This is a genomic window from uncultured Arcticibacterium sp. (assembly GCF_964021845.1).
Taxonomy (GTDB): Bacteria; Bacteroidota; Bacteroidia; order Cytophagales; family Spirosomataceae; genus Arcticibacterium.
The window spans coordinates 369,594-389,384 of sequence record NZ_CAXHZC010000001.1; the positions used below are offsets into that span (position 1 = coordinate 369,594).

General features: G+C 37.4%; 17 protein-coding genes and 1 tRNA gene. 14 read left to right on the forward strand and 4 right to left on the reverse strand.

Annotated elements, in window-relative coordinates:
- Position 1: 1 nt before the first annotated feature.
- From AADJ06_RS01460 to AADJ06_RS01470, 3 genes are read left to right on the forward strand one after another with little or no spacing between them, the layout of a single operon-like run.
- A complete protein-coding gene (locus AADJ06_RS01460) occupies positions 2-1,114 on the forward strand; it encodes a hypothetical protein (protein WP_341224613.1) in 1,113 nt (370 codons plus the stop codon).
- 39 nt (positions 1,115-1,153) lie between these two features.
- Entirely contained in the window at positions 1,154-1,945 is a 792-nt protein-coding gene (locus tag AADJ06_RS01465; RefSeq protein WP_341224614.1) for an MOSC N-terminal beta barrel domain-containing protein, read from the forward strand.
- A gap of 4 nt (positions 1,946-1,949) precedes the next feature.
- Positions 1,950-2,777, forward strand: a complete 828-nt coding sequence (locus AADJ06_RS01470; protein WP_341224615.1) for a hypothetical protein — start codon at positions 1,950-1,952, stop codon at positions 2,775-2,777.
- Positions 2,778-2,782: 5 nt separating this feature from the next.
- On the opposite strand, the gene AADJ06_RS01475 is transcribed toward AADJ06_RS01470, so the two are convergent.
- Together AADJ06_RS01475 and AADJ06_RS01480 are read right to left on the reverse strand one after the other, a co-directional pair.
- Positions 2,783-3,043, reverse strand: a complete 261-nt coding sequence (locus AADJ06_RS01475) for a hypothetical protein (protein ID WP_341224616.1) — start codon at positions 3,041-3,043, stop codon at positions 2,783-2,785.
- A 13-nt stretch (positions 3,044-3,056) separates the two neighbouring features.
- Positions 3,057-3,296 carry a cytochrome b5 domain-containing protein gene (locus AADJ06_RS01480; protein WP_341224617.1) on the reverse strand — a complete coding sequence of 80 codons (240 nt, stop codon included), beginning with the start codon at positions 3,294-3,296 and terminating at the stop codon, positions 3,057-3,059.
- 136 nt (positions 3,297-3,432) lie between these two features.
- On the opposite strand from AADJ06_RS01480, the gene AADJ06_RS01485 reads away from it, so the two are divergent.
- The 5 genes from AADJ06_RS01485 (at position 3,433) to AADJ06_RS01505 (ending at position 10,534) form a co-directional block, all read left to right on the forward strand.
- Complete coding sequence (locus AADJ06_RS01485; protein ID WP_341224618.1) at positions 3,433-3,882, forward strand: hypothetical protein; 450 nt, start codon at positions 3,433-3,435, stop codon at positions 3,880-3,882.
- Positions 3,883-3,946: 64 nt separating this feature from the next.
- A complete protein-coding gene (gene thiL, locus AADJ06_RS01490) occupies positions 3,947-4,978 on the forward strand; it encodes a thiamine-phosphate kinase (protein ID WP_341224619.1) in 1,032 nt (343 codons plus the stop codon).
- A 92-nt stretch (positions 4,979-5,070) separates the two neighbouring features.
- The gene (locus AADJ06_RS01495) at positions 5,071-6,093 is read left to right on the forward strand and encodes a C40 family peptidase (RefSeq protein ID WP_341224620.1); all 1,023 of its coding nucleotides are present in this window, start codon (positions 5,071-5,073) and stop codon (positions 6,091-6,093) included.
- Between the two features lies 1 nt (position 6,094).
- Positions 6,095-9,103, forward strand: coding sequence for a PVC-type heme-binding CxxCH protein (locus tag AADJ06_RS01500; protein WP_341224621.1), 3,009 nt, complete (start codon positions 6,095-6,097; stop codon positions 9,101-9,103).
- A gap of 27 nt (positions 9,104-9,130) precedes the next feature.
- Entirely contained in the window at positions 9,131-10,534 is a 1,404-nt protein-coding gene (locus AADJ06_RS01505) for a chloride channel protein (RefSeq protein WP_341224622.1), read from the forward strand.
- On the opposite strand, the gene AADJ06_RS01510 is transcribed toward AADJ06_RS01505, so the two are convergent.
- Entirely contained in the window at positions 10,523-11,896 is a 1,374-nt protein-coding gene (locus tag AADJ06_RS01510; protein WP_341224623.1) for a cytochrome c peroxidase, read from the reverse strand. The two genes, AADJ06_RS01505 and AADJ06_RS01510, sit on opposite strands and share 12 nt — an antisense overlap.
- A gap of 260 nt (positions 11,897-12,156) precedes the next feature.
- Here AADJ06_RS01510 and AADJ06_RS01515 point away from each other — a divergent pair, with 260 nt between their 5' ends.
- From AADJ06_RS01515 to AADJ06_RS01530, 4 genes are all read left to right on the forward strand, one after another.
- The gene (locus AADJ06_RS01515; RefSeq protein ID WP_341224624.1) at positions 12,157-12,723 is read left to right on the forward strand and encodes a hypothetical protein; all 567 of its coding nucleotides are present in this window, start codon (positions 12,157-12,159) and stop codon (positions 12,721-12,723) included.
- A gap of 75 nt (positions 12,724-12,798) precedes the next feature.
- Entirely contained in the window at positions 12,799-13,905 is a 1,107-nt protein-coding gene (locus AADJ06_RS01520; RefSeq protein ID WP_341224625.1) for a hypothetical protein, read from the forward strand.
- A gap of 18 nt (positions 13,906-13,923) precedes the next feature.
- Positions 13,924-16,335 (forward strand): TonB-dependent receptor, encoded by a 2,412-nt coding sequence (locus AADJ06_RS01525; protein WP_341224626.1) that lies wholly within the window; start codon positions 13,924-13,926, stop codon positions 16,333-16,335.
- 112 nt (positions 16,336-16,447) lie between these two features.
- Positions 16,448-16,924 (forward strand): hypothetical protein, encoded by a 477-nt coding sequence (locus tag AADJ06_RS01530; RefSeq protein ID WP_341224627.1) that lies wholly within the window; start codon positions 16,448-16,450, stop codon positions 16,922-16,924.
- Here the strand turns inward: AADJ06_RS01530 and AADJ06_RS01535 are convergent.
- Positions 16,921-18,183, reverse strand: coding sequence for an asparagine synthetase B (locus AADJ06_RS01535; RefSeq protein WP_341224628.1), 1,263 nt, complete (start codon positions 18,181-18,183; stop codon positions 16,921-16,923). The genes AADJ06_RS01530 and AADJ06_RS01535 overlap by 4 nt on opposite strands.
- Before the next feature lie 104 nt (positions 18,184-18,287).
- On the opposite strand from AADJ06_RS01535, the gene AADJ06_RS01540 reads away from it, so the two are divergent.
- Positions 18,288-19,526 carry an ABC transporter permease gene (locus AADJ06_RS01540; protein ID WP_341224629.1) on the forward strand — a complete coding sequence of 413 codons (1,239 nt, stop codon included), beginning with the start codon at positions 18,288-18,290 and terminating at the stop codon, positions 19,524-19,526.
- A 90-nt stretch (positions 19,527-19,616) separates the two neighbouring features.
- A tRNA-Leu gene (locus AADJ06_RS01545) sits at positions 19,617-19,700 on the forward strand.
- Positions 19,701-19,791: the final 91 nt, after the last annotated feature.

Below are 19,791 nucleotides of genomic sequence, written 5' to 3' on the forward strand. Positions count from 1 at the left end.
CATGAAAAAGATATTTATTGTTATGCTGCTTCTCTTTTCAGATGTGGTGATGGCACAGTCAGACACCTTGCAGGTATTGATAGGGAATAGTTCAGAACTTCTCTTTATAGCCAAAGACCCTAGTGCCTATGAAGATTTAAAGAATTACGACTTCAATAAGATGCTTCTAGAAATGCAGGCAAAGCTAAATAGCAGCCAAACCAGAAAGTCATTTCTTAAAGATAATTCGGGTGAAAAGTACCTAAGAAAAGAGCGTAAGCGTCTTTCAGGCTATTATATGAATTACTATTTGGGCTTTAATTATTCAGAAGGATATGAAATTTTAAACGCTAATTTGGTAGCTAATCTTTTAAGAAATACCACTGGAAATCAATTAGATTCTTACTTTCAAACATCTTATCCCGAGAATACTTATACCGTAAAGGTATTTCAATCGCCTTATTTAGCTGCCAGTGTCAATAGGCACTTAGAACTTTATGGAAATCACAGGGCATCTTTATTACTAAAAGGGGGACTAGAGGCTTTCTTTAGTTTTGAGAAGTTTGGAAAAGAAAAAAACAGTGATGCTAGTTCTGTTTTATTACAATCGAGTAGTCCTGCTGGAATGGAAAACTCCGTATCCTTTTCTCCAGACACACTTGCTTCTGGAGCATTTGATGGGGATTCTGATTATATTTTATGGCGATATGCCGACGAAGATTCTTATTCTAAGTCCTTTACCACTGTGCCTTATAATGTAGTGAAAGCAGGGTTTAATTTTAAGCTTATTCCTACAGTGTCTTTTAATAATCGTTCTGATAAGCGTGTGGTTTCTTTAGGTTTTGGCCCTACTATAGGTGTGAATGTAGTAGGGAACTCTATCACTAAAATTAAAGATAATGTACCTTCGGCTCCTGTGGTAGTAGGCGGTATAAAAGCTACGCCATTTAGATATGGTTTGGTGTGTGAAGTAGGGCTAGGTGGTATTACTTTTTTTGGTCAATATGTTAAGAACAGAGTACGAAACAGAGAGTTAGAACTGATGTCGGTCTCTTCCGGTGTGGCCAATCAGTTTGCAGGTAAAAACGAATACATGACGGAAGTAATGACCTTCGGATTAAAGTTTGGCAAATAATAAAGCCAATTTCTGTAAAAGGAAGTTTAACTTTGCTTCATGCAGATTTCTACACTTTATATATATCCCATAAAGTCTCTTCCTGGAATAGAGCTTTCTGAAACTGATGTCACCAGTAGAGGGCTGGCCTTTGACCGAAGGTGGGTGCTGGTAGATGAGCAAAATTATCATGTTACCCAGCGGGAAATGCCTGAAATGGTACATTTTAAAGTTTCTTTAGCTGCTTCAACTTTAAGGATTACTGATGATAGAAACGGAGAAAGCATTACTTTTTCTATCAAAGAATCGGAGGGAGATAATGAACTTATAAAAGTCTGGGACGATGAGTTTAATGCCATACAGGTGTCATCAAAAGTAAGTCATTGGTTTTCTGAAAAGCTAATGAAGAAAGTCCGTTTAATGTTTCAGCCCGAGAGTTCGAAAAGGCTGATTGACGAGCGATACGCTCAAAATCAAGAAATTGTAAGTAATGCTGATGGTTATCCTATTCTCATGACAAGTGAGGAAAGTTTAGCAGACTTAAATTCTAAACTTACAGAACCAGTAGAAATGTTAAGGTTTAGACCAAACATTGTTATTAAAGGTCTAAAGGCTTTTGGGGAAGATGACTTGGGTCAAATTCAAATTGGCGATACTGAGATTAGTGGTGTGAAAAACTGTGCAAGGTGTATTATGGTGACCAATAAACTTGATGGCTCGCCCAGAGATAAAGAACCTCTAAAAACATTGGCTCAGTATAGAAGAGAAGGTAAGAAAGTGCTATTTGGTAGAAACTTCCTGATAGCCAAAGAAGGCAGAATAAAGGTGGGAATGGATTTAAAACCTTTGTGAAATCTTGAAAAAAATCTTAGAGTACTTTAATCTTTTGAGCCTGAATGTAGTTTTAGGGGCTGTTTTGAGCTCTTACATGTTTTGGCAACTTCCTGACGGGAGCGGAACTCCTGATATTCCTTCTTTAATTCTTTTGGGACTAACTACTTGGATAATTTACATTCTTGATAGATTATTAGATATCAAAGTTTATCCAGAAAATCCTTCCACTCGGCATAAGTTTCATGCAGAGCATCAATATAACCTTTCTGTACTTTTAGTAGTTTTAAGTATCATTGCAGCTGTATTATGCTTTTTTATACCAAGAACAGTTTTTTACTATGGCTGTGTTTTGAGTGTGGGATTAGTGATGTACTTTTTTGTGTTGAATAAGTTTTTGAAAAATACCAAAATGCAATGGCTCAAAGAACCCACTACGGCTATTTGCTATTGTTTAGCTGTTATTGGCATAGCCTATGTGCAGCACTCTTCCATTAACTTGAGCGGCTGGTTTCTGGCGTTTATGTTCTTTATTATTGCTTCGCAAAACCTTTTGGTTTTCTCCTATTTTGAAAGTTTTTCAAAGAAGGCATCAGATAATACAGTTGATTTTTTCGGTCAAAAAACTACCGTAAGAATTATCCGAATCTTGGGTTTTATAGTCTTATTTTTAGCCATTTTCTTTTTCTCTAACGGCTGGGATTATATTCACAAAGCTGGGTTACTATTGGCCATAATGAGCCAAATACTCTCTTTTATGCCAGCCAAACAAGCATTCTTCTTGCAGCAGGACCGCTACCGATGGGTGGGAGATGGTGTTTTTATACTTCCTATAGTTATGCTTTTGTTTTGATTGGATTAGCTCTTTTTCTTCTTTTTTCCGTAGTTCGCTTTTAGTCTCGCTTCCATGCTTTTTTTCGGAGCTTCTTCTTTGGATTTATCGGCATCCATCTTTTTCTGTCCTCTCCTAAATAAATAGGTTAGAAAACCAGCTATGGCAAACATCAGAAAGAAGTAGCAGTCTTTCATGTCTACACCTTTGTAAATAAATTGGTCAACCCAAATAACCAAAAGACCTAAACTTCCGAAAAGCAGAAAAGTGTCAAAGTATTTTTTCATGGCACAAAATTACTCAATCCTCTAAAATTCCCACCTGTTTAAACTTTTCAAAAACACTTTCGGTATGTGGGGCATCAGCAAGCTCATCTGTAAGGTCTTGACCTGCCCAGTGCTCGTAATGTTTGCCGTTTTTCCATAATCTAGAATCAGATACATCATAAATTATTCCGTGAAGAGCCACCCAAATTTCTTCTTTATCTTGTCCATTCCTTAGAGCTAACTGGCTTTTTTTGTATTTCTTTGAAGCATCCATTTGAAAAAAAATGTCGTATTTAAAGAAGTCAACAACTTTAAAACTATTTAGTTTGAAATAATTGGCAAAAAAATTGTGCTTTGCACTATTAAGAAATAATTTCGCATATATTTAATAATCGAAAATAAACGATTGAATGAAAAAAACGAGCGGTCTTTTAGCAGTAGCAGTAATTATGGTGAGCTTCCTTATCTCTTGCGGAGATAAAGTAGACCCAATTTCAGAGCGAGTTGCCAAAGTTTGGATACCGAGACTTGTCCTTGAAAACTCAGCGGTTGTTTATTCTGCAGGTGGGTCTGGCAATGTTAAGCCGGCATATTCTTCATACAGATTAAATTTATCTTCACCGCCACAAGCAAGTCTTACAGATGTGGATGGTCAAACATATTCAGGTACTTATTCGGTAGATGGAGAAACTAAGTTGACTATTTCAGGTTTGACTCCTGAACCTACAGGAACTGGAGGTACTTTAGTTTTTACTATTAATAGTTTGCCTGATGATGCATCAGAATTAGAAATTACTTTAAATGGAGCTTATCCTAAAACAGGGAATACTACTAACAAGTATACATTAATACCGCAATAAGAAACATTACATATATTTAAAGGTGGGCTTAATGCCTGCCTTTTTTTGTTTATTCTATACTAGGATGAAAAGAACAGAATTAGGAGAATTAGGAGAGTTTGGCTTGATAGACAGGCTAAAGGCAAACGTTAAAATTTACCAACCATCTACCGTTTTTGGAATAGGAGATGATGCTGCCGTGATAGACTCAGGTACGCATTATACTTTAGTATCTACAGACATGCTTGTAGAAGGGGTACATTTTGACCTTTCTTATGTTCCTTTAAAGCATTTGGGTTATAAAGCTATTGCGGTTAATATGTCAGACATAGCTGCTATGAATGGTATTCCTAAACAGGTAACGGTAAGTATATCGCTTAGTAACCGTTTTTCAGTAGAAGCCATAGAGGAGATATATGAAGGTATAAATGCTGCTTGTGAAAACTATAAAGTAGACTTAGTAGGAGGCGATACCACATCTACTAGGGCGGGTTTGGCACTGTCTATTACCGCTATTGGTGAGGTTGCTAAGGAAGCCATTTGTTACAGAAATGGAGCTAAAGCAAATGATGTGCTTTGTGCTACAGGTGATTTAGGAGCGGCTTATTTGGGCTTGCAAGTACTAGAAAGAGAAAAGCAAGTGTTTCTAGATAATCCAGAAATGAAGCCAGAGCTTAACGATCATGAGTATTTAGTAGGACGTCAATTGAAGCCAGAAGGTAGGACAGACATCGTTCATGATTTGAAAGAAAAGGGCATTGTTCCTACCAGTATGATTGATATATCAGACGGTTTAGCCTCTGAAATCCTACACATAAGTAAAGCGTCTGGCGTAGGAATGACTGTTTTTGTAGACAATTTGCCTATAGAAAATAAAACCTTAACCACGGCAAATGAATTTAAAGTAAATCCTATTACGGTGGTGATGAATGGTGGAGAAGATTATGAGTTACTTATGACTATTTCTCAGGAAGACTATGAAAAAGTAAAGGCTATTCCGGAAATTACGCCGATAGGTTTCGTTACAGAAGATAAAAATAATATTTTAGTGACTAATTCAGGCGAGAAAGTACAGATTACGGCTCAAGGATGGAATCACCTTCAAGACAAGGAATAGTTTTAATAGTAATAGTTTTATGTTTTTTTTCAGTTTCATGTAGAGACTCGTCAATAAATGAAGGGTTACTAAATTCTTTGGAAACTCTAAAAATGGAATACGCTCCTGATGGGAGAACCTCCGTTTTCAAATATGAACTAGTCAATGATACCCTTAAGGGGCAAATTGATGACGTTCAATTACATCAAAAAGTAAAGAGCTTACTAGTAGGTTTAGACTTGGTAGAAGCCATGCAGCTTTTACCGAGTCAAGACTTAGCAGACACACTGGCTTATATTAATGTGTCCGTAGGTAATATTAGGTCAAAGGCTGCTGAGTCTTCTGAACTTTCTACCCAAGCATTATTAGGAACCCCCTTAAGAGTATTAGAAAAGTCAGGTTCTTGGTTTAGGGTGCAAACACCAGATGCTTATATTGGCTTTATAGAAAATTCTGCCATTGCTTTTGATGATAGTTTTGATTCACAAGCTAACAAAGTCGTTTATAAAGGAGCCTATGGTTTTAGTTATCAAAACCCATTATTAAGTGGCTTAAAAGTATCTGATTTAACTTTTGGTAATATTTTAAGGAAACTAGAAACTGGTTCTAAGAGTACCAAAGTGCAATATCCAGATGAAAGAATAGCCTACATATCAAACGCTGACTTACAATCCGTAGAGGACTTTGTCAATAAGGCAAAACATAATGGTATTATAGCATCAAGTCAAGAGTTTTTGGGTATCCCATATTTATGGGGAGGCACTAGTATGAAAGGTGTAGATTGTAGCGGATTTACACGAACTTCCTTTATGATGAATGGAATATACCTACCAAGAGATGCTTCACAGCAGGCTTTAGTGGGTGATGCTATTGATACCTCTTCAGGGTTTGAGAAGTTGAAAGAAGGCGACTTATTGTTTTTTGGCAGACAGACAGATAAGGGTAACAAAGTGACGCATGTTGCCATATATTTGGGAGAACTAAAATTTATTCATTCATCCGGAATGGTTCGTTACGGGAGTTTTGACCCAGAATCAGCATATTATGATTCGTATAACCTTACTAGGTTTTTGTTCGCTAAAAGAATTATTGAAAGTAATAGCATAAGATATCTTAACCCTCAAAATTTTTATTAAAATGTATAAAATACTGACTTTTCTCTTTGTTGCAGCCTTTTTAATGTCGTGTAACAGTGGCCATCAAGAATTGTCAAAGGCAGAATACGACGCTTTAACAGAAGAGCAAAGAAGAAGTCCAGAATATGCTTTAGAAGGAATAGATTTAGGGGATAAAGATTTAGAGGTGACTCTTTTTGCGTCAGAACCTATGATGCGAAACCCTACTAATATGGATATTGATGCTAGAGGTAGAGTGTGGATTTGCGAAGGCTATAATTACAGAAGTCAGCTGAACCCTAAGAACGGAGTAGAGGAGAAAGGCGACAGGATTTTAATTTTAGAAGATACAGATGGTGATGGCAAAGCAGACAAAACGACTGTATTTTATCAAGGGAATGACATTAACTCTGCTTTAGGAATTGGTGTTTTCGGAAACAGAGTAGTAGTTTCAAGAAGCCCCTATGTATATGTCTTTACTGATGAAGATGGAGATGACGTTCCAGACAAAAAGGAGGTTCTTTTTGAGGGTATTGGTGGCGAAGACCATGACCACGGCATGCATGCTTTTACGTTTGGACCTGACGGTAAGTTTTATTTCAATTACGGAAACGCTGGTAAAGGGCTATTGACCAAAAAAGGCAAACCGCTTTACGATACACAGGGAAGAGTTATAAGAGCAGACGGTAAACCATACCGCGAAGGAATGGTGTACAGGTCTGACTTAAATGGCGACAACGTAGAAATTTTGGCTTGGAATTTTAGAAATAACTATGAAGTGGCAGTAGATTCTTATGGCTTAATGTGGCAGTCTGATAATGATGATGACGGAAATAGAGGTGTAAGAATTAATTATGTGATGGATTATGGAAACTACGGTTTCAAAGATGAAAATACTGGCTCAGACTGGAGAACTCGAAGAGTGAATATGGAAGATTCTATTCCTTTAAGGCATTGGCATCAAAATGACCCTGGTGTGGTTCCTAATTTATTACAAACTTACGCTGGTTCGCCTACAGGAATGGTAGTGTATGAAGGGAAACTTCTTCCTGAGAAGTATCAAAATCAAATGATTCATACCGATGCAGGGCCAAATGTGGTAAGGGCTTATCCTGTTAAAGATGATGGTGCGGGCTACTCCGCTAGCATGTTAAGTATTTTGGATGGTTCTAATAGAGATAAATGGTTTAGACCTTCTGATTTGACGGTAGCTCCTGATGGTTCCTTATTTATTGCTGATTGGTATGACCCTGGAGTGGGTGGGCACGCCATAGGAGATCAAAACCGTGGAAGAATTTATAGAGTGGCTCCTAAAGGGCATAATTACACAGCAACTAAGCCAGATTTTGAATCTATAGATGGAAATATAGCAGCTTTGCAGAGTCCAAACGTGGCCACACGATATATTGCTTGGACTAATTTAAACGAAATGGGTCAAGAGGCCGAAGCCGCTTTAAAGGCTCTTTATGCTAGCAATGATTCCAGAATGAAGGCAAGGGCTTTTTGGCTGTTAAGTAAATTACCTAATGGTAAAGAATACATATTGGATGCAGCTAAATCTGAGGATTCAAATTTAAGGATATCAGCTGTAAGGGCAGCTAGAGAGTTAAAAGGTACCGATTTTTCTGCACTTTATTTAGAGCTAGCAGAGGATGCCTCCCCCTCCCCACAAGTTAAAAGAGAAGTTGCTATTGCTATTCGTGATATAAAAGCTGCTGATATTTGGGTGAAATTAGCTTTATCTTATAATGGTGAAGATAGATGGTATTTAGAAGCCTTAGGGATTTCGGCGGAAGGCCAATGGGATGATTACCTTTCAAAGTATTTAGATCAAGTAGGTACAGAATGGATAGATTCTAAAGCTAGTAAGAACATAGTTTGGCGAAGCAGAAGCTCAAGAACCTTAGACCTGCTTGGACAAATTTTAGCTTCAGAATCCACTGAATCAAAATGGAAATATTATAGAGCCATGGATTTTCAAAAGGCAGGTGATAAGAATAGCATACTCTTAAACTTGCTTGCTAAAACCGCTGATGTAATGGAGAAGTCTGTTATTTTTAGACAATTAGATATTGACGATTTAGCGGCTTATCCAAAATTAAAGGAAGAGGTTTCTAATTTTGTAGGGCAGCTGGGTAATTCTGATTTTCTTGACATTGTAGATAAATTTGAGCTGACAGACCAACGCAAAGGTCTAGTTAGTATTCTAAGAACAGATACAGAGCTTAGTAATATTCAAGATGCTGCTAATACCTTCTATAAGTTTTATGGTATTGAAGAGGTAAAGAAACTTTGTTTAGATACTGATTTAGAAAAAGCTAAGAATGCCACAGAGCGTTTTGGTGCAGTAGATTCTGAATCAATGACTGACTTGTTGATTGATATTTTTCAGGATGAAAGTCTTGATTTAGGTTTGAGGCAGGAGGCTATGAAGGCAATGAACGGTTGGGATAGTGAGTCTAGACTTTGGGAATTAATTAAAGCAGGTAAAGTGCCAGCTGATGTCATGGATATAGCAAAAGAGCACATGATGAGAACTTGGCATCAAGACATAAGAGCGAAGGCCAGTGAATTCTTTGGTGATAATAATGCCGCGGAGATAGATGTGAAGGCTTTATTAGCCAAAACGGGTAAAGTAGTAGAAGGTAAAAAGGTCTTTGATGTATACTGCGTTTCATGCCATTTGGTAAACGGTAAAGGTGTTGATTTTGGGCCTGGATTAGGACAAATAGGTGCTAAACTAACTAAAGAAGGACTTTATAACGCTATACTTAATCCTTCAGAAGGAATGGGTTTTGGCTATGAAACACAAGAGATAGTAATGAAAGATGGCTCTTCTTTCCAAGCTATCATTACCTCTAAAACGGAGGATGATGTGAATATTAAACTATTAGGGCAGTCTGAAACTACCAGATATGCCTTAGGTGATATAAAGTCGATAAAGCAGCTGGATGTTTCTCTAATGCCTAAATATCCTTTTGAAGAAAATCAATTGGTGAACTTAGTAAGCTACTTATCGAGTTTGAAATAAATTTTAATATTAAAGTGTGATTTTTTATTGAGACCGAAATACCACTTAAAACCATGGGAATTAGCCTGGCAGCATAAACTGCGAGACTGGAAAGAGTCACGCTTTGGGCTGAAGCTAATTCAGCGTATTCCAGGGAATTTAAAAAATCAAATACCCTATGAAGCTATCCCTTTTTGGATAGCTTCTGTGTTAGTGGGACTTATTTCTGTGGGCTATGAGAAACTTTTCGAATGGGCAGAAACAGCCAGTATTAAAGTTTTTGAAAGCAATCCTTATTTGATTTTTGTTACAGCTCCTGTTTTTATGTTTTTAAGCTGGTACTTGGTACAGCGTTATGAAAGAAATGCCACAGGTTCAGGTATACCTCAACTTATGGCATCTGTTAGTATGGCTGGAACAAAAAATGGTTTACTGGTAGATAAACTTCTGAACCTGAAAATCATTGTGGTTAAAATACTTAGTAGCTTAGTCATGCTTTTAGGCGGAGGTGCTATAGGACGAGAAGGGCCTATGCTTCAAATTTCGGGTTCTATCTTTGAAACTGTTTATAGACTTGTTCCTGAAAACTGGCCAAAGGTTTCTCAAAAAGTAATGCTTATAACTGGAGGAGCTTCTGGTTTGGCGGCAGCATTTAATACCCCACTAGGTGGAATAGTATATGTGGTAGAAGGCCTTACCAAATCTCATATAGGAAAATTTCGTACGGCAGTTTTTGGGGCGGTTATCATTTCTGGGCTTACCGCTCAGCTATTTCTGGGGTCTTACCTTTTTCTTGGTTTTCCAAAAATAGACAAACTACCATTACTAGGTTTGTTTTGGGTAGCTGGTTTTGCATTTATCTCAGGTTATTTGGGCTCTATCTTTACCAAAGGTATTTCTGAAGTAGCTAAACTTAGGTCAAAGGTTAAAAAAGGAAGTCATAGAATTCTTTTTGTTTTAGGCCTTTCTTTGCTCTTTGCTACCTTGGTCTTTTTTACGGGCAGTTTCACCATGGGTACAGGGAAACATTTAATAAATGAAGTACTATTCACCAGTAAAGATTTGCCTTGGTTTACGTTTCCGGCTAGGGTTTTAGGTAGTTCGTTTTCCTTTTGTATTGGCGGAGCAGGGGGTGTTTTTTCTGCTTGTTTGGCTTCAGGGGCTGCATTGGGACATTTGTTGGTAAATACGCTTGGTCTAGATCAGGATACCCATAATTTAATGGTACTGGTTTGTATGATTGGTTTTCTTACCGGAGTAACCAGAACCCCTTTTACAGCTGCTATTTTAGTACTTGAAATGACAGATAGGCATTCGGCTATTTTCTATTTCCTTTTAGCAGGAATGGTAGCCAATGTAGCCGCTAATTTAATTTCAACACATTCTTTTTATACGCAAAAAGAAACCGAAATTTTAAAAGATTTAGGCGTAAGAGTTAGATCAAAAACCTAGGTCAATTCGGGTTTGCATGTCATTGTTTGGGAAGCCTAAACCAGATGGAAGACTTGAGGGTACATACCTTTCTAGGTTAGGATCATAAAGACCATTCTTGATAAAGGAGGTTAATAAGTCAATCTCTTCACTTGTAAGGTTTAGTGCTGTAAAGGCAGGATCTAATTGACTATTTGAAACTTTAGCGTTCTCTGGAATTGCTTTGTTCTTATATTCTATAACATCTCTTATGGCAGTGAAAGAAGCCCCATGTCCATAAAACGGAGAATCTTTAAGGTTGTACAGTTGAGGAACTTTGAATTTGTATAAATCTTCCGGTCTGTTAGTAAAGCCACCTCTCCCTTTATGCTCTACGTTGGTCTCATCCACATTGTAAACCTGCAGGTTACCATAACTTCCTTTAGTTAAGTCTTTCATGCCAATAGCATGAAAATCCATGTTGGCTAGAGAAGGTCCATTGTGACATGATGCACATTTAGCCTTTCCGAAAAATAAGATTGCACCCTTCTTTTCCTCCTCTAGCATGGCATTATAATCACCTTGAAGCCATAACTGAAAAGGAGATTGATTTGAAAGAAGAGACCTTTCATAAGCTGCAATGGCCAATGCACCATTTGTTTTTAACTCTACTGGGTTATTAAAACTACTTTCGTCAAAGGCATCGGTATACATCTGACGATAATTGCCCACATTACTCATGAAAATTTTATCAATCATCAGTCTATGAACATCTCTACCTGCAATGGCTTGTGTTTCTACGCCTTCAAAGCCTAGTTTATTTGTAGCCTTTGGTGTACCTTCTGTCCATGAAGCTTCAGTTCCAATATTTTGATGAGTTCCTCCAAACTGACCATTCCAAAGGATGATAGTTTGGTAAGCCATATTCATAGCAGACGGAGACCTAATAGGCTGTGTATCTAAGTTTTTTTCTGGGTAGGCTGGGTCTTTAACTCTCGACTCACCAATTTGACCAAATCCAATACCACCTTCGCCAATTCCTTGTGGCATACATGCCTGAAAGCCTGCTTTAGCATGATGACAACTCGCACAAGAATAGGTATTCATACCAATATTCATTGTGGGGATTTGAGCTATTCCTGTTTCGTGAAATAGAAATTTACCCAATTCTACTTTTGCGGCGGTTAAAGGGTTTTTCGGGTCTTGAGGTATTTTCGAAAATTCGTCACTATCTGGCATTCTATAAAATGCTTTGCCCACGTTGTTAGAACTAGCTAATAAGGCGTCTTCCAGAGCAATATCCGTTTCATTAGCTTCTATAGAGAGTACCTCGTCTTTATCGTTACAGGATACTAAAGCGGTAATGCCAATTATAAATAATGCGTAGAGGTAGTTTTTTTTCATGCTCGTATTTTAAGTAGTCCAAATTTTGAGCCGCAAATATCAGTCCATTTAGCTTTGAAAAGTCTATGAAAAATAAGAATTATACCTTGTGGTGTATTCTGTCGATGTTAATTGAGAAGATGTAGCTTTCTAAAATTATATTTTTTGAAAATAAAAGTTTGGCACGATTGAAATGCTTTTAGATACCGATAAATCATTTTTGAAAGTCAATTTATGGTTAAATACTATTTATTACCTACCTTCAATTTTATTTTAAACCATTGAAACAGAAACAAAGTACAAGACTGGGGGCATTGTTATTGGCTATATGCTTTATGGTCAATCTGTTTCTTGTTCCTACTGTGCTGTTAAATCTTCTTCATCAAGAGGGTAGTATAGAAACCTCTTCTTTTTTATCAGACGTTAAAGGTCCTGAGGTCTTAGAGATTAAAATGGCCATGGCTCTTCCTTATGCTTCTGAGTGGGAAAGTCCCAAAAAAGGAAATGGTTTATTCGAGAAAAATGGAGAGTTCTACACCTTGGTAGAAAGAAATTTTGAAAACGATACGCTCTATTTCAAATACATCAAAAATACCAACGCAAGAGAAATTTTTAGTATGTTATCTGATAAAGTAGATAACAATCAAGATTCAGATAAGCAGCAAAACTCAAATAGTAATAGTCTGTTTTCTAACTGGATGCTTCTTAAATTCCAGTCAAGCTCGTCTAATGATTTTGAATACTTAAACCTAGCTTTTTCAGAATTGGCCTTTCATAACTTTAGCTATAAAAACTTGTTTTCTTCTATTTCCTTAGGAATTGACACGCCTCCTCCTAAGTTAGTTTAATGTTTAAATATTGTACTCTAAATCATCGATAAAGCTTTATCGGTGCATTATTATTTACATTAAATTTCATTCAAAATGTTAAGAAAATTACTTGCAACAGTACTGTTGCTCACTGTTCCGTATATATATGTTTCTGCACAAGGGTGTGTAGCTATCAGACACTTTTCTACTTGTTCTGGAAATCCCAATTCTTCGCTTCAAACGGGAAAAGGTTATGCCCTATTCAGTGCTAACTACCGTTATTTTAAATCTTTTAGACACTTTAGAGGAACGCATGAAGAACCAGATAGAGTGTCAAATGGCTCAGAAGTTATTAACTATAGCCATTCATTAGATTTGAATTTTACCTATGGCCTGGGTAATAGAACTTTTTTGACAGCCAATTTACCTATTGTTTATAATGACCGAAGTTCACTTTATGAACATGGCCGTACAGAAAGGCATAATTCTTATTCAAAGGGTTTGGCAGATGCCAGACTTGGGTTTGGTTATTGGCTCAAAGATGTAAGTAAAGCTCATGATGCCAATATGTCTATAAATGTTGGAGTGAAGTTACCTACTGGAGATTATGGAGCTACTAGCACTTTTTATAATGTAGGCATAAATGGTACTGAAGAAGTAAGACCGGTGGACCAATCTATTCAGCCAGGCGATGGTGGTTTTGGTATAACTTTAGGTTTTCAGGGTTTTAAGCAGTTGGGTACTAGATTGAGCGTGTATGGCTCCGGCTTTTATTTGTCAAATCCAAAAGAGACTAACGGAACTAGAACATATAGAGAAACACTTAATCCTATCCTTGAAAATGAGTCTATCATGTCGGTCACAGACCAATATTCCCTTTCTGCTGGTTTAAGCTATTCGTTTTTTCAACCAAGCATAAGCTTGAGTTTGGGAGGAAGGTTTGAAGGAGTGCCGGTCAAAGACGTGATAGGAGGGAGTTTAGGCTTCAGAAGACCAGGAATGGCAGGCTCACTAGACCCAGGAATTATGTTTATGAAAGACCAATTAATGTTTAGCCTGAATGTGCCCGTAGTTTTTTATAGAAATAGGCCACAAAGCTTAACAGATTTGGAAACTGAAAAATTGACAGGTTCACCCAGAGCTGGTGATGCAGCATTTGCTGATTACCTCATAAATTTTGGTTTGACCGTAGGTTTGGGTAATAAAGATAAATCTCATTAGTAAGTAAAAGGTTTAGAGATGAGATGCTTATTATGTATCCTCCTAATTTTAGTATTAGGAGCAGGGGAATTGTACGCCCAGCAAACAGGTAAAATAGAAGGTGAAGTATCGGATGACTTATCACAGCCAATATCAGGAGCTGTGGTTCGTATAGAAGGAACTAATTTGGCGACTTTTTCAGATACTGAAGGAAAATTTAAGTTCAGAAACTTAGCTTACGGTATTTATAAATTAAGGATTTCGTTTATTGGTTATGCCAGTGTAGAGCAATTAGTTGTATTAAATGAGCTAAGCTTAAATGTGTCAAAAATAGCCTTGACAAAAAACTCAGAAGCCTTGAAGGAGGTGGAGGTGAATGCTGAAAGAATTGCAAGAATAGAGCAAATTAAAGAAGAAGAAACTGATGTGTTAATTGGTGGTAAAAAGACAGAGATAATTTCTATGGCCGCTGTTGATGCGGACGTTTCTCAAAAGAATGCCCGACAAATTTTTGCTAAGATTCCAGGTGTTTTTGTTTACGATATGGACGGTTCTGGAAATCAAATCAACATTTCGTCTAGAGGACTTGACCCACATAGAAGTTGGGAGTATAATGTGCGATTAGATAATGTAGTGACAAATTCCGATATGTACGGTTATCCGGCTAGTCATTTTAGTATGCCAATGGAGTCTATTGAAAAGATACAGATGATCAGGGGAACAGGCTCTTTGCAATATGGGGCACAGTTTGGAGGAATGCTTAACTATGTCACCAAAAGTGCCGATAGTACCAAGAAAATAGGTGTAGAAAGCATTAATTCTGTGGGGTCTTATGGTTTGAAAAGTACATATAATGCTTTGGGAGGAACCGTTGGTAAGTTTTCTTACTATGCTTACTTTTCTAAAAGAGTGTCTGACGGCTACCGAGACAATGCAGAGTCAAATTATGAGTCGGAGTACATAAAGATGAACTATCGATTTAACAATACTTGGAATTTGTCGGGTGGTTTGGCTAGATCAGTTTACACGTATCGAATTCCTGGTCCATTGACAGAAGAGCAGTTTGCTAGTAATCCGAGGCAAAGTACGCGGGATAGAAACTATTACTCTCCAGATATTTTTGTGCCTTTCTTAGAGTTAACTTCCAACATTGATGATAAATCAACTTTGAAATTAATGGTATCTGCGGTTTTAGGTGAAAGGAAAAGTGTTCAATTTACTGGCGTGTCAGGTGTGATAGACGAACCTGATTTTAACACAGGTTTAATGCCTGCACGTCAAGTGGATATTGATAATTATCATTCCTACACCACAGAGTTGTCATTTAGTAATGAGCACTCATTGTTTAATAAAAGTGCAAAACTTCATGCCGGTGTTAGGTTAATCCGAAATGACTTACACCGCCGTCAAAAAGGAAGTAGTGATGTGGATGAAGGAGCAATTTATTCCGTAGGTGCTGCAGGTTTTGGAAGAGATATACATTATTATACTGATAATGTGGCTATGTTTTTAGAAGAGAAACTTAATTTGACGAGTAACTTTTCTGTGAATGCGGGTTTACGTTTTGAGAAAGGATTGACCAAAATGCGTGGAAGAATTAATGATTATCCAGAAAACGAAGTACCAACCGATATTAAGCATGAGTTTCCTTTACTAGGCTTAGATTTCAACTTTACACCAAAAGATAATTTGAGGTTTTATGGTGGCTGGTCGCAGGCCTATCGTCCTGTTATTTTTGCGGATATAATTCCTGCTAATTCGTATGAAATAGCAGATGAAAACTTGCATGACGCCTCTGGTTCAAATATGGAGTTGGGTTTACAAGGGAAGAGTTTTGATAGTAAATTGGTTTATAATATTTCTGTATTCAGCCTTTACTATAAAGACAGAATGGGTAAACAGGTTATTAATGATACTAATGGTAACACTTTTGTTTTAAGAACCAATATAGGCAACAGCATAACTTATGGATTAGAATCTTATTTAGACTTTATCATTCATAATAGCCCTAAGTTTAGATGGTCTGTATTTACGGCTAGCTCATTTATGAAGGGTAAATACCTAAACGGCGAAGTGACCAATGGGACAGAAAATGTTTCGGTAGATGGTAATTTGCTGCCTGGAGTACCTCAGGTTATAAGTAGAAACGGTTTCTTATTTAAAACTAAGAAATGGAGTGCTACCTTACAGTATAGCTTTACTTCGTCTTTTTATTCTGACCCATTGAATATTGATTTTGTCGAAAACGGAACGGTAGGGGTAGTGCCTTCTTATGGTATTCTTGATTTCAATACCAGCTTTAGGCTAACTGATTTTTTAGTATTGAAGGGAAGTTTGAGCAACATTGGAAATGTAACTTATTATACCAAAAGACCAACAGGCTATCCAGGACCAGGAATCTGGACATCTGATGGCAGAAGTGCGGTTTTAAGCCTTCAGCTAAAGTTTTAGAAATATATTATTACCATCAAATATACTTTGCATGCTTATTGTGGATGATTTGGCGGTATCATAAGTGTAAGTCAATTTTACTTTGGCTTACACTTTTTAAAGATTTAGAATTATGAAGAGTAAAGATGTTTTTAACGGATATAAAGCTCTCAGAAATGTTGACCTTTTTAGTAGAGTAGCACTGTTTACGGTTTTTTTCTGGTTTGGTTTTTTAAAAGTCATAGGTACTTCGCCTGCTGAAAACTTAGTTCATAAGCTTTTTGATTTAACCTTGGCACCATTCATAGCTATTGATGTATTCATGCCAGTTTTTGGGGCTTTTGAGTGTTTGGTAGGAATAATGTGGCTGTTTCCAAAACTGACTAAGTTAACCTTCTATGTGATGCTAGGTCATATGGCTTGTACTTTTATTCCATTGGTGTTACTTCAGTCTGATACCTGGCAGTCTTATTTTACATTAACCTTAACAGGTCAATATATCATTAAGAACGTGGTTTTAGTAAGTTCAGGATGGTACTTAAATGCAGTGAATACTTATTTGAGAGCAGACAAAGCGATAGAGGAAAAGGAAGAACTAGCTCATGCCTAGGTCTTAAGTTTCTTCTTTTTTGCCGCAGGAAATAATACATTATTTAATATTAAACGATAACCAGCAGAATTTGGATGAAGATTTAAATCTGTTGGTTCTTCGCCTACATAATGTTGATAATCTTCAGGGTCATGGCCACCATAAAATGTCCAGAAGCCTTTGCCAACTGTACCATGAATGTATCGTGCCTCGTTCAGCTCTCTGTTTTCTGCTAAAACTACCACCTCCGGTTTAATCAAGTTTTTCTTGTAAGCTGTGGTTTGTCCCATAAACCCTTTTATTAGGTTACTATGGTTTTGCGTAAGCATGGTAGGAATAGGATCCCACTTAGCAGAAAACTCAAAAAGGTTGAAGTAGTCATTACTTTCATTGACCTGACGCTCTTGGCTAGTATGATCAATGTTTGAAAACTCAACAATGTATGGGTCATATATAAGGGAGAAGTCTTTGAAGGCAAAAGTTTTGCTAAAGTCCAGTTTTGTGTCGGCAGATTGGTCTGCACCATCTCCGTCGTAAGGCGACTCTACTACATCTAGTCCTTCTGCTGCCAAAGCTATATCATAGGTGTCGGTTGCATTACACATAGCAAACATGTAGCCACCACCTAAAACAAAGTTTTTAATTTTATTAACCACAGCTAATTTCGCTTGGCTCACCTTATCATAACCATATTTAGTGGCAATGGCTTCGGCTTCCATCTGCTGCTGCTGATACCATGACTGGCCACGCATTCTAATAAACTTACCAAACTGGCCTGTGAAGTCTTCATGGTGTAGGTGTAACCAATCATACTCAGGAAGTTTACCTTCTAAAACCTCTTCGTCAAAAACTTTGACATATTTGATTTCTGCATAAGTTAAGGCCATGGTAACGGCATCATCCCATGGCTGTGTGCTTTTTGGAGAGTAAACAGCTATTTTGGGTACTTTCTGAAGTTTGACAGCATCCATGTTGGCGTCAGGATTTTTTACAAAAGCTAAAATTTGAGCACCATCGGCTTCTGAGATTACTTCATAACTAATGTTTCTTATTACGCATTCGTTGATAAATTCTTGCGTAGCCGGAAACATAAAACTACCACCGCGGTAATTTAAAAGCCAGTCTACCTCTAGGTCATAACTGTCCAATATCCAATACACCAAACCGTAAGATTTTAGGTGATTAGTTTGACTGTCGTCCATAGGAACTAGGAGCTGATTTGCTCGTAAAGACCCAGAAATGGTCAAAAAAATGATAAGCGGCAATAAGACTCGTTTCACTGGTTTGTTACTTTTGATTACTCTTTCCAATTTTGTAAATATAACCGATTTGGCTACCAAATAGTGTCCGAAACACTACGAATTAGAATAAAATCTAAAGATAAATGAATTTAAAAGAAAACATTGCAGAGGGTTTTAGAGCTATAAAAGCCAATATGCTAAGAGCAGTTCTTACAGCCACTATTATAGCATTTGGTATACTGGCTTTAGTGGGGATTTTGACAGCGGTAGACGGTATTCAAAATAACGTAAATCAAAGTTTATCTGGTTTAGGAGCTAATACCTTCGATATATTGGTGGAACAACGTCAAGGTAGGCGAGGTGGGCTGCGAGATAAAGTACTGCCACCTATAGTATATAGAGAAGCCAAAAAGTTTAAAGAGCTCTTTATGGCGGAGGAAGATGCCGTGGTGAGTGTATATACTGGTGTTACAGGAAGTGCTGAGGTAAAGAATGGCTCTATTAAAACCAACCCTAACACCAGAGTAATTGGTGTAGATGAGCAATTTTTAGGAATTAAGGCTTATAACCTTCAAAATGGCAGAAACCTCAATGAGACCGATATGGAATTGGCGTCAAAAGTTGCCATAATAGGTTTTGAGCTTGCGAAAACACTTTTCCCGAAGGAAGCTCCTTTAGAAAAAGAGATTGCTTTTAAAGGAAATAAGTATAGAGTGATTGGGGTTTTAGACCAAAAAGGAAGTTTATCTGGTGGAGGAGATGATAGGGTGGTATTAATTCCACTTTCATCGGGCAGGCAGTATGATATAAATGGTAACTTTTCTTATGAAATAACCACCTCGGTAGAAAGTGTAGACAATATAGAGGAGGCTATTGGAGAAGCTACAGCTGTGATGCGGAGAGTACGTGGAGATGAAATAGGCTTTGATGATAGCTTTAAAATAGAACGTGCCGATAGTTTAGTGAAACAGACAGAAAGTATTACGGGTGCTATGCAAATGGGTGGGCTTGTTATTTCAATCATAACGCTGTTGGGTGCTTCTATAGCTTTAATGAATATTATGATGGTGTCTGTTACGGAGCGAACACGCGAAATAGGAGTAAGAAAGGCTTTAGGTGCCAGCCCCATAAAAATAAGATTACAGTTTTTGATAGAGGCTATAATTATTTGTCTTTTTGGAGGCTTGGTAGGCGTTTTATTGGGTATTGTAGGTGGAAACCTTGTTTCTTCTTTAATGTTTGACGAATCAGTCTTCTTAGTGCCTTGGGGCTGGATTATAATAGGGCTGGTAGTATGTATAGGGGTAGGTTTACTTTCTGGTTTTTATCCCGCTTACAGAGCATCCAAGTTAGACCCTATAGAGTCTCTTAGGTATGAATAAGACCAAGTAAATTATAATTGAAAAAGTTTGGAGGAAAAGCTTTGTGAATAAATCCTGTTATTCTATTTTTGCACCCCCAAGCCAAAGAATGCCCAGATGGCGGAATTGGTAGACGCGTTGGTCTCAAACACCAATGGTAGCAATATCGTGCCGGTTCGACCCCGGCTCTGGGTACTCAAGAAAGCCTCCTTTTAGGAGGTTTTTTCTTTTTATAACGCTCCATTTTTTTTTGGCACGCTACTAAGGGTTTACCCTGAGTTTAGAA

What these genes read in the sequence shown, in the direction of transcription:
- AADJ06_RS01460 (WP_341224613.1), top strand. Translation starts at nt 2, where the DNA reads ATGAAAAAGATATTTATTGTTATGCTGCTTCTCTTTTCAGATGTGGTG.
- AADJ06_RS01465 (WP_341224614.1), top strand. Translation starts at nt 1,154, where the DNA reads ATGCAGATTTCTACACTTTATATATATCCCATAAAGTCTCTTCCTGGA.
- AADJ06_RS01475 (WP_341224616.1), bottom strand. Translation starts at nt 3,043, where the DNA reads ATGAAAAAATACTTTGACACTTTTCTGCTTTTCGGAAGTTTAGGTCTT.
- AADJ06_RS01480 (WP_341224617.1), bottom strand. Translation starts at nt 3,296, where the DNA reads ATGGATGCTTCAAAGAAATACAAAAAAAGCCAGTTAGCTCTAAGGAAT.
- AADJ06_RS01485 (WP_341224618.1), top strand. Translation starts at nt 3,433, where the DNA reads ATGAAAAAAACGAGCGGTCTTTTAGCAGTAGCAGTAATTATGGTGAGC.
- thiL (WP_341224619.1), top strand. Translation starts at nt 3,947, where the DNA reads ATGAAAAGAACAGAATTAGGAGAATTAGGAGAGTTTGGCTTGATAGAC.
- AADJ06_RS01495 (WP_341224620.1), top strand. Translation starts at nt 5,071, where the DNA reads ATGGAATACGCTCCTGATGGGAGAACCTCCGTTTTCAAATATGAACTA.
- AADJ06_RS01500 (WP_341224621.1), top strand. Translation starts at nt 6,095, where the DNA reads ATGTATAAAATACTGACTTTTCTCTTTGTTGCAGCCTTTTTAATGTCG.
- AADJ06_RS01510 (WP_341224623.1), bottom strand. Translation starts at nt 11,896, where the DNA reads ATGAAAAAAAACTACCTCTACGCATTATTTATAATTGGCATTACCGCT.
- AADJ06_RS01520 (WP_341224625.1), top strand. Translation starts at nt 12,799, where the DNA reads ATGTTAAGAAAATTACTTGCAACAGTACTGTTGCTCACTGTTCCGTAT.
- AADJ06_RS01525 (WP_341224626.1), top strand. Translation starts at nt 13,924, where the DNA reads ATGAGATGCTTATTATGTATCCTCCTAATTTTAGTATTAGGAGCAGGG.
- AADJ06_RS01530 (WP_341224627.1), top strand. Translation starts at nt 16,448, where the DNA reads ATGAAGAGTAAAGATGTTTTTAACGGATATAAAGCTCTCAGAAATGTT.
- AADJ06_RS01540 (WP_341224629.1), top strand. Translation starts at nt 18,288, where the DNA reads ATGAATTTAAAAGAAAACATTGCAGAGGGTTTTAGAGCTATAAAAGCC.